This window comes from Labrys sp. (in: a-proteobacteria), assembly GCF_047605565.1.
Lineage (GTDB): Bacteria > Pseudomonadota > Alphaproteobacteria > Rhizobiales > Labraceae > Labrys > Labrys neptuniae.
Genome location: NZ_JASGFM010000003.1, coordinates 103,258 through 117,015, shown reverse-complemented (window position 1 = coordinate 117,015; position 13,758 = coordinate 103,258). Strand labels below are relative to the sequence as shown.

The following is a 13,758-nucleotide window of genomic DNA, read 5'->3' as shown; positions in this document are numbered from 1 at the left end:
TCTGCGCGGGGCAGACTATTCCGCCCCGAGCGTTGTCAAGCAGCAGGCGACGACAGCCGCTCCAAGGTGGGCGCCAGAATGGTGGCGAACACGTCCGGGGTTCCGTAAGCGCGCGCTGAAAGCATGGCTCCATGCACGGACGCCATGAACGCCTCAGCCTCGATCCGCGGCTCGCTTGACAGCTTCAAGACACCCTCATTCGAGCCACGCTCCAAGACTGACGTCAGCCAACCCGATAGAAACCGGAAAAAGGCCCTCACTTCCACCGCCACTTCCGGGGGCAGCGCCGGCAACTCGCTGGCGAGCAGAGCGCAAACGCAAAAAGGAATGCTCGCATCCTCAATGCACTTGGCCCAGAAGCCCGCATAGGCTTTGAGGAGTTCGACAGGACTGCGCACATTCCGCTCAAGCCCCGCCAAACCTGACTCGGCTTCTTCGCGATATCGCCGCACGAGCGTACGGACCAAGTCCACCTTGCTTGGAAAATGGTGATGAATACTGGCCTTGCGGATCCCAACGACTTCAGCGATGTCGGCGTAGCTGAAACCGTTATACCCCCCATTCATGATGAGGGAGCGCGCAGAGGCCAGGATATCGTCAGACGTCGTCGAGAGATTGCTCATGGGATTTGTCTACCTTTTAGTAGGGAGGCCGTCAAGCGTAAATCTGTTTTCCGCCTGCTTCATAGCTGAACACGCTCGGCCCCGGCATCGCAAATGACCCGCAAGGCCTTCCACCCTGTTTCAAATCCACCAAATGCCGGGACTAAACACGTAGCCTTGTCGCGACTTCACATCGCGGCTGCGGCAGAGCCGGCACTAGTCCTGGAAGCTGGCGCAGGCTTTACGCAGCCAATCGGCGAAGTCCGCAACCTTCCTTCTGGCGTCCTCCTGGGCCGGATAGAAGGCAAAGTAGCCGTAGCCGCTCGACACGACCCGATCGAAGGGTGTCACCAGATCGCCACGCCTGAGATCCTCCACTGCCATGCCCAGATCTCCCGTGACGACGCCCAAGCCGGCAGCGGCGGCAGTAAGGGCAAAATCATGGGTATCGAAAACCTGGTGGCTGAAGGCCTTGAAATTATATTGCCCCTCCGCCCGCAGCCAGAGAACCCAATCGCTATGGCGCACGTTCGAATGCAACAAGGTGAACTGCGACAGGTTGTGCAGATTGGCTGGCGACCCGAGCGCGGCGGCCACGCTCGGCGCGCACATCGGCGTCAGGCGTTCTTCCAGGAGGGGAATGACATCCATGCCTGGCGACGTGCCATTGCCATAGGTTATCACCATGTCGACATCCCCCAACCCGAAGGTCGGCCTGATAAACCAGGCCGTGTCGATGCTGATACTCAGGTCCGGATGAGCCTGCTTGAGAAGCGGAAGTCTTGGAAGCAGCCACCTCCGCGCGAAGGTCGGCGTCATGCGCACCGTCAATGTCCGTGACTGGGCCCGCAAGGCTTCGAAAGAGTTCTTGAACGACAGGATCAGGCTTTCGACGATAGGCAGCAGCGCCTGTCCCTGCGCCGACACGACGACCTTGCGCGTATGCCGCTCGAACAGGCTGCAGCTGAAATAGTGTTCCAACTGCTGGATCTGCCGGCTGATCGCACTTTGGCTCAAGTTCAGTTGCTCCGCTGCCAGTGTAAAGCTGCCAGTTGCCGCGACCACGGCGAAGGTTTGAAGCGTCTGCAGGGGAGGCAGGCGATTGGCGTCGATCTTATGCTCCAATTTACCCCCGTCGGTTCAAGGTCCCTGTCGGCAATGTCAAACCATAGGCAAAGCCTGCGCTTTCCAAAAGGGCACAGGCTCCTGACTTACAGGTGGGTGGATGGTCGGGCCAGCATTGCACGAACTCGTGCGATCTGGCGGTGGACCTGTCCAGGCGCCGTTCCGCCAGTATGGTTGCGGCTGGCCACGGAGCCTTCCACGGTCAGGACCTGATAGACATCATCGCCGATCACGGACGCAAAGCGACGCATGTCGGCCAGGGCGAGTTGCGACAAGGTTCCAAGCCCCCGCTCCCGGGCCAGGCCGACAATGGCCGCCACCGCATGATGGGCATCGCGAAAGGGCAGGCCGGCGCGCACCAGATAGTCCGCAAGGTCGGTCGCAGTCGAATAGCCCTTGTCCGCGGCGGCGAGCATCTTGTCCTTGTGCACCTTGATGGTACGGATCATCTGTGCGACCACGGACACGGCACCGCGCGTCGTCTCCAGCGTATCGGTAAGCGGTGGCTTGCACTCCTGCTGGTCCTTGTTGAACGCCAGCGGCAGGTTCTTGTTGAGCGTCACCGCAAAGCTCAGATTGCCGATCACACGCGCCGCCTTGCCCCGCACGAGTTCGGCGAGATCGGGGTTGCGTTTCTGGGGCATGATGGACGAGCCGGTGCAGAACTGGTCTCCGACCTCGATGAAATCAAACATCGGGGTGCACCACATGATCACTTCCTCGCAAAAGCGGGAGAGGTGGACCATGATGAGAGCACCGGCATTGGCGATGTCGCAGATGTAGTCGCGATCGGAGACCGCATCTAGCGAGTTGTGGCAGACGTCGGCAAAGCCGAGGGCCTGCGCACTATATTCGGGATCGATGGGGTAGCCGCTGCCGGCAAGGGCTGCGGCCCCCAGGGGCGAGACGTTGAGGCGGCTCCGCGCCTGGCCCATGCGCTCGAGGTCACGCAGGAACATTTCGGTATAGGCCATCAGATGATGGCCGAAGGTGATGGGCTGGGCGACCTGCAAATGGGTGAAGCCCGGCATGATGGTCGCGGCATGCTGTTCGGCAAGATCGACGAAGGACGCGATGAGGACCTTGATCTCGCCGGCGAGCGCATCGAGCTCGTCACGGGCGTAGAGGCGGATATCGGTGGCATTCTGGTCGTTGCGCGAGCGGGCGGTGTGGAGCCTCTTGCCGGCATCGCCGACGAGGTCGGTCAGGCGCTGCTCGACATTCATGTGAACGTCTTCCAGCTCCTTCTTCCATGCGAAGGTGCCCTCGCGCATTTCCCGCGCGATCGCCGCAAGCCCACCCTGGATGGCCTCGTTGTCGGCTGGCGAAATGATCCCGGCACGCGCGAGCATATCGGCATGGACCCGCGATCCGGCCACATCGTGCAGGGCAATGCGCTTGTCCTGATCCAGGCATTCGTGGAAATCCCGGAAGTCGGCGGACACCGGTTCCTTGAACAGGGGAGACCAGGTCTTGTCGGTAGAGGTTGTCATGCCTTAGCTCCTGACATTGGAATTGCGGGGGACGGATGCCGGAGCAAGGCGGACAGGCAATGAACTGCCGGTTGGCGCTCCAGATTCAGCACGAAGTCCCGGATGGCGTCGCTGCGATCGAGCCCTACGACGCCGGATGCCAGGCCGGTGAACTTGGCGATCACGGCTTCATCGGCCATCGGGTTTGCCGGACTGCCCAATGGCTGTTCCACCGTCTCGACGAAGCGGCGACCGTCCCCGGTGGTGACGGCAATCACGGGCTCGGCATCATCGCTCATGTCTGGATCGGCTTCTGTCCGGATGAACGACAACCAGCGCGCGATCTGGGGATGCATGCGAGCAGTCTCCCCGAGTTCCGCCAAGGTCACCTGTCCGTATTGGAGCCTTGCGGCCAGGGCATAGGGCAAGCTCATCTGGGCATCGGCCCGGGTTGATACCGATTTTCCGCCGCACATGCCGATCTGAAAGGCACTCATGCGCACCTCGATTGCCGCGACGTCTTCGGGCACGAGCCCCTCCCGGCCGAGAACGAGCCCGATGGCGTCGATGGCCGAATGCGTTCCGCGGCAGGTGGCATAGGGCTTGATCGAGCAGCGGTTCAAACGCCAGTTCTGGCCGAAATCCGAGACCAGCAGGCCCGTATCGCCGGTGTGGCGTGCGAAGGTCGAAAAGAAACCTCCCCAGCATTGCGCATCGAAGAGTGCCGCCGGACCGGTCAGCGAAGCGCGAGCCAGTTTTGCGGCGATCAGGCCCCCCTCGGCTGCGCGCCCGGCGTGGAGTTTCTTGGCCTGGCTCCCATCCTGGATGAAGGCCCAGGTTCCGCCGGCATAGGAACAGGCCAAGCCTAGTGCGGAAGTCAATTGCGGCGTATCGAGGCCAAGCAGCACGCCGGCTGCCGCCGCAGCGCCGAAGACGCCGCAGGTGCCGGTCGAATGCCAGCCCAGCCCGTTATGGGCTTCATAACCACCGGAGGCTTCCAGCACGCGGCGACCGACCTCATAGCCGATCAGGATGCTCTTCAGGAAACCGGCCCCGTCGACGGAAACCTGGACATCGGTCAAGGCGGCAAGAACCGCCGGCAGGACGACTGCACCGGAATGATCGCAGCCGCCAGCATCGTCGAGCTCGAAGGCGTGGGCCGACACACCATTGACGAAGCTCGCGGTCCGGTTGTCCAGCATGAGGCCAATACCCCAGACGGGCGTGTCGCCGGTGTCCCGCCCCAGGCCGAGGCCGTGGATCACGGACCGTGTTTCCGGCGAAGCCGATCCGGCCAGAGCCGCGCCGAGCGTGTCGAGGATATGAAGTTTCGCCTTGTGGACGGTGGCGGCGGGAAAGTCCGAGAACCGGACCTGCCCGATCTTGCGCGCCAGGTTTTCTGCCAGAAATTCACTCATCGCAGGCCTCTTCCCTGCGGTAGGCCTCGAAGACTTCCAGCGGATGGTCGGCAGGTGCGGGCGATACCCGCTGCGCCGCCCACGCCGCCAGGTCTCCGCCCGTCGTCAACCAGACATCGTCATGGTCGAGTATGTGATGCAGCAGGTCCTGGAGAATGAAGATACGGCCGGGCGTACCCAGCATTTCGGGGCGGACCTGGAGCACGTAGCACAGGCCATAGCGCCGATAGGCGTCGAATTCGGTGATCCAATTGTGCAGGACGCCGTCGTAGGACGCGATACGCCCAAGGCCCTTCGGGAAGGGAGGCGTGAAATTGAACTGAAAATAGGGTCGATCCTCCAGCTCGATATGGACGGGGATCTCGACCAGCGAAGAGCGGTGCAGATAGGGCAGATCATCACCGTTGAGCGAGGCCGACCATTTGAAGCCGGCCTCGACCAAACACTGGTCGAAATGCCGCGGCCATCTTCCTTGCGGCAGACGAAAGCCATCGGCCGGGCGGCCTGCGATGTCTTCGATGATGGCACGCGAGCGCAGCAGGATTTCCTTGTGCTCTTCGGCCGGAAGCACCCCGAAATCCTCAAAGGCCAGGCCGCGGCAGGCGATCTCATGGCTGCTGCTGATCCGCCTCACGAGATCGGCATGTTTTTGAGCGACGAGCCCCGGCACGAACCAGCTGGTCCGCAGCGCCAGCTCATCGAACAATTCCAGGAGGCGATCGACGCCGCGCCTGGCACCATATTCCCACACCGAGAAACTCTTGCTCCGGTTCCTGAGATCGGGTGCCCGAGCGATGGCATCCAGGCCATCGTCGAACAGCACGCTCACCACCACGGCGCAGGATTTGCCCGCCGGCCAGGAAAACCTCTCGGGCGCATCGACGTTTTTAAAAACGGTCATGTCACGCAATCACTTCGTCGGAAAAACCGTGCAGATCGAGCCACCACTGCGCGACGTCGCGGCAGCGGGCGACCCAGACATCGTCATGGGCGCGGATTGCCTCGAACAGGCCGCGCAGAATGGCGAGGCGGCCAGGTTTGGCGGACACTTTGGGATGGAAAATCGTGGTCCAGCATAATCCGTCGCGGTGAAAGCCCTCGAATTCGGCCCGCCAATTGCGTTCCACCGCCCGGAAATCGGGAATGCGATCGAGGCCCACGGGAAAATCCGGATCCTCGAAATAGGCGAGCGCTGTATAGTCGTCGATATCCCAACGGCCGGGTATTTCGACCAGCCCCGGCTTGCCGTCCGAGGAAGGATGGAAATAGGGGCGATCGTCCCCACGCATCGAACTTGAATAGACAATGCCGAAATCGCGCAGCAGCGCCGCTGTCTGCAGGCTCCAGTCCCCCGACGGCGTGCGAAAGCCGACCGGCCCGATCCCGAGCCTCTGTCTGAACACGGCCGCCGAGCGGTGCATGATCTCGAGCTGCTGGTCGGGCGTGCAGTCGATGAAGACTTCGTGGCGATGGCCGTGATAGGCGATTTCGTGCCCTGCCCGCAGGATCGCCTCGCATCGGGCCGGCCAATGCTCGACCACCCAGGTGGGGACGAAGAAGGTGGCGACGAGACTGTATTCTTCAAGCAGCCCCAGCAGGCGCGGCACGGCCCGCCAGGGGCCGTAGGCGCCCTCGGTAAAGTAACGCAGATTGTCGCGCAGGCTGCCGTCGAGCATGGCATCGCCCGTCGGTCCGTCGACATCGAAGGCCAGGGCGACGGCAGATCGTTTTCCGGAGGGCCAGGAAGGGCGCCTGCGGCCGTCATAAGGAGAGTCCAACATTTGAATATGACCGACGAGCGGTGCGAGACGGGCAGCGACCCCAGCCTATTGTCGCCTTGGGGTCGCCCGCCGCCTGCCCGGTCGCTATTTCACACCATTGATGACGGCTTTCTCCACGGCATTGTGGTTCAAGCCCCATTTCTTCAGGAGGTTGGCATAGGTGCCGTCCTTGATCAGACCGTCCAAGGTCTGGGCGACGGCGTCGCGCAGGGCCGTGTTCGACTTCTTGAAGCCCATGCCAAAGACGTCGTTGGTGAGGATCGGCTCACCGACCATGACATAGGTGTCAGGCTCGACGCTCATCTGATAGGCGATGGTCTCGACGCCCTGAACGACGGCATCATAGCGCCCCTGGCGCATGCCGAGGCGAGCCGCATTGGAATCCGCCGTGCCGTCGAACTGGACGGCTGGCTTGCCCTTGCCGACGCAATTGCTCTCGCTCCAAGCCTTCACATTGTCGGGAAACGTGCCGGTGCGGCTTCCAGCGATCTTCTGGCCGCACAGATCCGTACTGGTCTTGTATTTGTCGGCATTGGCCTTGGTGGTGAAGAAGATCGGGCCGCTGGTGATGTAGTCCACGAAATCCATGACTTCCTGGCGCTTGGGGTTGTCGCTCATGCCGGAAATGATCACATCGCCCCGCCCCGTCTGCAGGCCGCTTTGCAGCTCGGCAAAGGCGGAATTGATGAAGATGATCTCCAGGCCCAGCTTCTTTCCGATGGCATTGGCCAGATCGACGTCGAAGCCATCCTGCACGCCGCTCTTCTGGTTCACGAACTCCATGGGCGGATAGATCGGGTTGATCAGGACACGCAGCTCTCCCTCGGTCTTCAGATTGAGCTTGTTGTCCGCGAAAGCGCTGGTTGCGGCGAGTATCGCCACGGTAGCCGCCAAGAGCGACAAACCCTTCATGGTGTTCTCCTCTTTCATGTTTGTTGTCATAGGACCGCGGAAACGAAGCTCTTCACGCGAGGGTTCTGCGGGTTTTCCAGGATCTCGGCAGGCGTGCCGCAGGCCACGATGGTGCCTCGATCCATGAACAGCACGCGGTCGGCGACCTCACGGCAGAAGCCGATTTCATGGGTGACCACGATCATGGTGGTGCCCGACTTGGCCAGTTCCTTCATGACGCCGAGCACCTCGCCCACCAGCTCGGGATCGAGCGCCGAAGTCGGCTCGTCGAACAGCATCGCCTCCGGCTTCATGGCGAGGGCCCGCGCGATCGCCACGCGCTGCTGCTGGCCGCCCGAGAGTTCCGAGGGATAGGAGCCGGCCTTGTCGGCCAGGCCGACGCGCCGCAACAGGGAACGCGCCTCCTCCCGGCAGGCTTCGCCATTGCGCCTTTGCACCTTGATCGGGCCTTCGGTAATGTTTTCGAGGACCGTCTTGTTGGGAAACAAATGGAAGCGCTGGAACACCATGCCGACGGCTTGGCGCTGGCGCGCGACGGCCCGGTCACCGAGGGGATAGAGCTTGTCATCCTTGCGGCGATAGCCGGCAATCTCACCATTGACGATGATGATGCCTTCATCGACGCTTTCGAGCTGGTTGATGCAGCGCAGGAACGTGCTCTTGCCGGAACCGGACGGGCCGATCACGCAGACGACCTCGCCCTTTGCGATCTCGAAGTCGATATCTTTGAGGACCTGGAATTGTCCGAAGGACTTCTGCACGCCCTTGATGGAGATCACCGGGGTCATTTCGCCACCTCTTCCGCCGGCAGGTTCGGCATCGGCCCCTTGGCTTGGTCGCGACGCCCCCAGCCACGCGAGAAATAGCGCTCGATATAAATCTGGATACCGCTGAGTACGGTGACGACGACCATGTACCAGATGGTTGCGACGATCAGCAGTTCGATCACGCGCGAATTCGCGTAGTAGACGTCTTCCACGCTGCGCAGCACTTCCGAATACTGGATGACGCTGGCGAGCGACGTCAGCTTCACCATGCCGATGGTCTCGTTGCCGATAGGCGGCACGATCACGCGCATGGCCTGCGGCAAGACGATGCCGACCATGGCGCGGAACTTGGTCATTCCGATCGAGAGAGCGGCTTCGGTTTGGCCGCGATCAACGGAGAGCAGGCCGGCGCGCACCACTTCGGCCGTATAGGCGCCTTGCTGAATGCCGAGCCCGAGCAAAGCCGCCATGAACGGCGTCATCACATCGACCGTATTGACCGAATAGAGGCCGAAGAAACTGATGGTGGGGAAGATCAGCGCGAGATTGAACCACAAAAGCAACTGAAGAAGCGTCGGCGTTCCGCGGAAAAGCCAGACATAGCCACTGGAGATCGCCTGCAGCACCTTGTTGTCGGACATCCGCATGATCGCGGCGGCGATGCCGAGCGTAACGCCAAGCGCCATGGCACAGAATGTCATGACGATTGTGCCCACCACACCGAGCATGACGGGTCGGGAGAACAGATATTCCGCAACATAAGACCAAGCAATATCGCCGGTTCTAAATGCATTCCCAATAAAAACGAGCGTCAGGATACAAAGGAATGCCAGCAAAGTCGTGCCGTACTTCCTTGGCTTGACGATCGTCAACCCACCATTACCCTGCAAGGGCACACCATTCATGCACTATCCCCGTTCCGGTGTTCGCCAGCTTATTGTGGATGCTGACTTTATTTTAGTTCCAGAATGAGACTACGCTGAGCGGATGGGCCAATACAAACGAGTTATGGGCATGGAATTAATGCGTGAATCGCATAAATCCCATGCTGCCCAGGGCGGATGTATCCGGGCTCCTGTTTAAACGTCGCGATCGTATTATCAGAGGAACGCGTCGAAGCCTCGATACCGGCAGGCCGGCAGCAGGGAACATGCCCTCGATACGCCTTCAGGCGAAGGACAGGGCGCAGGTGGCGCGGAGCCGATCCGTGCGACGGCAAATTGATCGCACGAGCAGCGTGACGGCAATGTTCGGATCGTCATTTACTGCTCGAGTGGGACAGCCGCAATATCAACGTCCTGAGCCTAAGGGTATCGCTGCCCCGGATGGCGCAGGGCCAATGGTACCCCCGCTAAGATCAACAAGAGGGTGGCCAATGGAAGCACGGCTGCAAAACCAATCAAATGAAACCCGTAAGCGCCCGCCAATCCGCCTGTCAGAAAGGCACCAAGCAAAGAACACAGCAAGGAGAGCTTCGTTCGATCAGCAACAACCCTGGCACCGGGAGTATTTGCCGTCCTGTTCCAATAGAAAAGCTTGCCCAGTTCAATTCCAAGATCCGTCACCATGCCGGTCAGATGGGTGGTCCGGATTCGAGCCCGGGAAATCTTGGTGATGATTGCGTTTTGCAGGCCCATGATAAAGCACAGCAATGGAATGGCCACCGGTACGAAGAAGACCCGGTGATTGTAGAGGCCGCCGATCAGACCAAAGAGGAGCAATAGAATCGCCTCTACGACCAGCGGAAAGGCATATTGACCATAGGCGCGATGCCGCCGCCCCCAATGGATCAGGAAAGCCGAACAGGCGGCGCCCAGAAGGAATGCCGTCAACGCACCCAAGCCCCCCAGCACCAGATGTGTGGCCCCAAGCGCGAGGTTGTCGGCCAGAGACGAGATCACGCCGGACATATGGGAGGTATACTGTCCGACAGCGAGGAACCCTCCTGCATTCACGCCACCGGCGATGAAGCATAGGGCGACGCCGAGTCGGGTATCCGCGCTTTCGTTGCGCTCGACACCGACCGCACCTTGCAGACCATCGACAAACTGGACTGCGAAAGTACGCCTTTTCGAATGATCAGAAAATTCGCTCATTACGTGCCAGACACCAAATCTAAAGTTTACTCGAATTCATATTTTTACTTTTAATGAAAAATCCAAACTAAAATACCAATGGTATATTTATATATATTTGAAAAATATACATAACTTATTTCACCAATTGCGCTCAAAATATTTTCCAATAACGCATCTTCAAAAAACTCCCGCCAACGCGTCGCAAGTGCATTGCCAATCTGGGTATCGTCTCCCGCCACACCTCATTGGCATCATTGATGCATAAAACATCAATAATAAGTGTTGAGATTGTTATATAGTGGTATTAAGCTCTAAATTGCATATAAATTATGGCACTCAGTGAGCGTGGGACAATGATCACTGCAGCGCAATTGCGGGCAGCCCGTGCCCTTCTCGGTATCGACCAGAAAAAGCTGGCCGCACTGTCGGATCTTTCCGTGCCGACGATCCAGCGCATGGAGGCACGAACGGGCCTTATCCGGGGCAATGTCGACTCTCTGATGAAGCTTGTGGAGGCCCTCGCCGCGGCCGGTGTCGAACTGATCGGCGAGGGCAGCATCAGTTCGTCAGGCGGGCGTGGGGTTCGCCTCAGGCAATCCGCCCCAAAGGCCCCACGCAGCGTCGCCATGGACGGAATGGAGGAATGAGGCCATGACGCTTGCCGTCGCTTTGGGGTGTATCGCGGTCCTGCTGGCCATTGCACTCGCGGCGCTCTTGGCAAGACGCCTCTCGTCTGCAACCACGTTCATCTATTCGGCCAGTCTGTGTGTTTCATTCGTGCTTCTTGCGACGGCGCTCGCCCAACTGCTCGGCCGGCTTCCCGAAGCGGATCTGAAATTGCCCCTCGGCCTGCCTTGGATTGGTGCCAATTTCCATATCGATGCGTTGAGCGCCTTCTTCCTGGCCATCGTCAACCTCGGTGCTTCCGCTGCAAGCCTCTACGCGCTCGGCTACGGAAAGCATGAGCACGAGCCTTTGCGCGTATTGCCATTTTATCCCGCCTTCCTTGCGGGAATGAACGCTGTCGTCCTCGCCGCGGATGCCTTCGCCTTCCTGTTTTCCTGGGAGTTGATGTCGCTGGCGTCCTGGGCGCTGGTGCTCGCGCATCATCGCGAGGAGGACAACCTCAAGGCCGGCTATGTCTATATCGTGATGGCGAGTTTCGGTTCGCTGGCACTGCTGCTGGCCTTCGGCCTTCTGGCCGGTAGCCAGGGCGCTTACGCCTTCGATCAAATTCGCCATCAAGCCCCGACGGAAACGGCAATCGCCGCAGTGCTCGCCCTGGTGACGCTCGGTGCCGGCTCGAAGGCTGGCCTGGTGCCTCTCCATGTCTGGCTGCCCCTGGCTCACCCGGCAGCACCGAGCCATGTCTCGGCCCTCATGAGCGGCGTGATGACCAAGGTTGCGATCTATGCCTTCATCCGCATCGTCTTCGACCTGCTCGGCTCGCCGGAATGGTGGTGGAGCGTCCCGATCCTGGTCGCGGCCGGTGCCTCGGCGGTTCTCGGCATTCTCCAGGCTCTGATGCAGACCGATCTCAAGCGGCTGCTCGCCTACAGCACGATCGAGAATGTCGGGCTCATATTCGCCGGCCTCGGCCTGGCACTGGCTTTTCAGGCCAATGGTTTTGGCGCAGCGGCCGCGCTGGCCATGACGGCTGCCTTGTTCCACATCCTCAATCATACCCTGTTCAAGAGCGTGCTGTTCTTCGGAGCCGGCGCCATCCTGACGGCGACCGGGCAACGTGACCTCAACGCGCTGGGCGGGCTCATTCACCGCATGCCCGTGACGAGCGTCGTCGTACTGGTCGCCTGTGTCGCCATCTCGGCTCTGCCTCCGTTGAACGGCTTCGCATCCGAATGGCTGACGTTTCAGGCCATCCTGCTCAGCCCGCAGATTCCCCAATGGGGCCTCAAGCTGCTGGTGCCGGCCATCGGCGCCCTGCTCGCCTTGTCCGCAGCCCTGGCGGCGGCCTGCTTCGTTCGCGCCTTTGGCACGATTTTCCTGGGGCGCCCCCGCACGCTCGCAGCCCAGGAAGCACGCGAGGTTGATCGCTGGTCACAAAGCGCGATGATCGCACTTGCCAGCTTGTGCCTGCTGGCGGGAATTCTTCCAGGCTTCATCATCGATGGCATCGCACCGGCGGTGTCCTACGCGGTTCAGGCGCGCATGCCGGCACAGGCCGGTGTGGATTGGCTCACCATCATACCGGTGGCGGCGAGCCGCAGTTCCTACAATGGCCTGCTCGTCTTCGTCTTCATCACCTTTTCGGCGTCATTGTCCGCCTACGCCATCCACCGCCTGGCGTCGCGGGCCGTAAGGCGAAGTCCCGCCTGGGATTGCGGCTTTCCGGACGCCAATCCGATCACGCAATACAGCGCCACCAGCTTTTCCCAGCCGATCCGGCGCGTCTACGGCGCCACCCTGTTCCGCGCGCGCGAAAGCGTTGACATGCCCAGGCCTGGCGACCAGCGGCCCGCTCGTCTTCTGGTGAGTTTGCGGGACCTCGTCTGGGATGGGATCTACGGACCGTTGGTCAAGGCCGTCCTGCTTGCCGCCGACCGGCTCGACCGCCTGCAATATCTCACCATCCGGCAATATCTGAGCCTGGTCTTCCTCCTGCTTGTCTTCCTCCTCGTGGTGCTGGCGTCATGGCCGTGATCGAAAGCCTGGCCATCCAGGCCCTGCAGATGTTTCTCGTGCTCTGCCTGGCACCGCTCGTCACCGGCTTGGTGCGGCGGATCAAGGCTCATCTGTTGCGCCGGCGCGGGCCCTCCCCATTCCAGCCATACCGCGACCTTCTGCGCCTCCTACGCAAGGAGGTGGTGTTGGCCGACAATGCTTCCTGGCTCTTTCGCGTCACGCCCTATGCGATCTTCGCCGCGACATGGGTGGCCGCCGCTCTCGTGCCGACCTTTGCCACCGGACTGCAGTTCAGCTGGTCGGCCGACCTCATCGTCGTGATCGCTCTCCTGGGCAGTGCCCGCTTCTTCCTGGCCCTGGCCGGCATGGATATCGGCACGAGTTTTGGCGGCATCGGCGCCAGCCGGGAAATGATGATCGCCACGCTGGCTGAGCCGGCGATGATCATGATCGTCTTCTCCGTCGCTCTCCTCGCCGGTTCGACCCAGCTTTCCTATCTCGCCGGCTTCATGGTCTCGGTCGGGTTGAGGGTATCGCTCGCGCTCGCCCTGATCGCATTGGTGATGGTGGCCATTGCCGAGAACGGGCGGATCCCCATCGACAATCCGGCCACGCATCTCGAACTCACAATGGTGCATGAGGCGATGGTGCTGGAATATTCCGGACGCCACCTCGCGCTGATCGAGCTGTCGGCCTCCCTCAAGCTCGTGCTCTATATCTCGCTGATCGGTTGCGTCTTCGCTCCCTGGTGGCTTGCCCCTGCCGGTGCGCCCGCCGGCGCCTATTTGATCGGCGCCATCGTCTACTTCGTCAAGCTCCTGCTTGCCGCTGCCCTCCTCGCCGTTTTCGAGACGATGGTGGCCAAGATGCGCGTCTTCCGTGTCCCCGATTTTCTTGGCGCAGCCTTGATGCTCAGCCTGCTGGGGGCGCTGCTTCTCTTCGTGTCGAGGAGTTTGTGAC

General features: G+C 60.9%; 12 protein-coding genes and 1 pseudogene. 3 read left to right on the top strand and 10 right to left on the bottom strand.

Annotated features, from left to right (window positions below; genetic code table 11):
- Nucleotides 1–35: 35 nt before the first annotated feature.
- The 10 genes and pseudogenes from QM672_RS04330 to QM672_RS04285 form a co-directional block, all read right to left on the bottom strand.
- The gene (locus QM672_RS04330; protein WP_415080839.1) at nucleotides 36–623 is read right to left on the bottom strand and encodes a TetR/AcrR family transcriptional regulator; all 588 of its coding nucleotides are present in this window, start codon (nucleotides 621–623) and stop codon (nucleotides 36–38) included.
- A 195-nt stretch (nucleotides 624–818) separates the two neighbouring features.
- Nucleotides 819–1,727: a LysR substrate-binding domain-containing protein gene (locus tag QM672_RS04325; protein WP_415080837.1), complete on the bottom strand. Its 909-nt coding sequence runs from the start codon at nucleotides 1,725–1,727 to the stop codon at nucleotides 819–821.
- A gap of 86 nt (nucleotides 1,728–1,813) precedes the next feature.
- Nucleotides 1,814–3,220, bottom strand: a complete 1,407-nt coding sequence (gene argH, locus QM672_RS04320; protein ID WP_415080835.1) for an argininosuccinate lyase — start codon at nucleotides 3,218–3,220, stop codon at nucleotides 1,814–1,816.
- Nucleotides 3,217–4,617 carry an MmgE/PrpD family protein gene (locus QM672_RS04315; protein ID WP_415080833.1) on the bottom strand — a complete coding sequence of 467 codons (1,401 nt, stop codon included), beginning with the start codon at nucleotides 4,615–4,617 and terminating at the stop codon, nucleotides 3,217–3,219. The genes argH and QM672_RS04315 overlap by 4 nt, the downstream gene beginning before the upstream one ends.
- Nucleotides 4,610–5,518, bottom strand: coding sequence for a polysaccharide deacetylase family protein (locus tag QM672_RS04310; RefSeq protein WP_415080831.1), 909 nt, complete (start codon nucleotides 5,516–5,518; stop codon nucleotides 4,610–4,612). Before QM672_RS04310 ends, QM672_RS04315 begins: the two co-directional genes overlap by 8 nt.
- Nucleotide 5,519: 1 nt before the next feature.
- The gene (locus QM672_RS04305; RefSeq protein WP_311937267.1) at nucleotides 5,520–6,398 is read right to left on the bottom strand and encodes a polysaccharide deacetylase; all 879 of its coding nucleotides are present in this window, start codon (nucleotides 6,396–6,398) and stop codon (nucleotides 5,520–5,522) included.
- An 84-nt stretch (nucleotides 6,399–6,482) separates the two neighbouring features.
- The gene (locus tag QM672_RS04300; RefSeq protein ID WP_415080828.1) at nucleotides 6,483–7,310 is read right to left on the bottom strand and encodes an ABC transporter substrate-binding protein; all 828 of its coding nucleotides are present in this window, start codon (nucleotides 7,308–7,310) and stop codon (nucleotides 6,483–6,485) included.
- A 26-nt stretch (nucleotides 7,311–7,336) separates the two neighbouring features.
- Nucleotides 7,337–8,098, bottom strand: coding sequence for an amino acid ABC transporter ATP-binding protein (locus QM672_RS04295; RefSeq protein WP_311937271.1), 762 nt, complete (start codon nucleotides 8,096–8,098; stop codon nucleotides 7,337–7,339).
- A complete protein-coding gene (locus QM672_RS04290) occupies nucleotides 8,095–8,982 on the bottom strand; it encodes an amino acid ABC transporter permease (protein WP_415080826.1) in 888 nt (295 codons plus the stop codon). Before QM672_RS04290 ends, QM672_RS04295 begins: the two co-directional genes overlap by 4 nt.
- A gap of 432 nt (nucleotides 8,983–9,414) precedes the next feature.
- Nucleotides 9,415–10,173 (bottom strand): annotated as a pseudogene (locus QM672_RS04285) (YoaK family protein); the annotation flags it as partial.
- Between the two features lie 335 nt (nucleotides 10,174–10,508).
- On the opposite strand from QM672_RS04285, the gene QM672_RS04280 reads away from it, so the two are divergent.
- From QM672_RS04280 to QM672_RS04270, 3 genes are read left to right on the top strand one after another with little or no spacing between them, the layout of a single operon-like run.
- The gene (locus QM672_RS04280) at nucleotides 10,509–10,802 is read left to right on the top strand and encodes a helix-turn-helix domain-containing protein (protein ID WP_415080824.1); all 294 of its coding nucleotides are present in this window, start codon (nucleotides 10,509–10,511) and stop codon (nucleotides 10,800–10,802) included.
- A 4-nt stretch (nucleotides 10,803–10,806) separates the two neighbouring features.
- Complete coding sequence (gene hyfB / locus QM672_RS04275) at nucleotides 10,807–12,816, top strand: hydrogenase 4 subunit B (RefSeq protein ID WP_415080822.1); 2,010 nt, start codon at nucleotides 10,807–10,809, stop codon at nucleotides 12,814–12,816.
- On the top strand, nucleotides 12,807–13,757 hold the full coding sequence (locus tag QM672_RS04270; RefSeq protein WP_415080819.1) for a respiratory chain complex I subunit 1 family protein: 951 nt from the start codon (nucleotides 12,807–12,809) through the stop codon (nucleotides 13,755–13,757). Before hyfB ends, QM672_RS04270 begins: the two co-directional genes overlap by 10 nt.
- The last annotated feature ends 1 nt before the right edge of the window (nucleotide 13,758 follow it).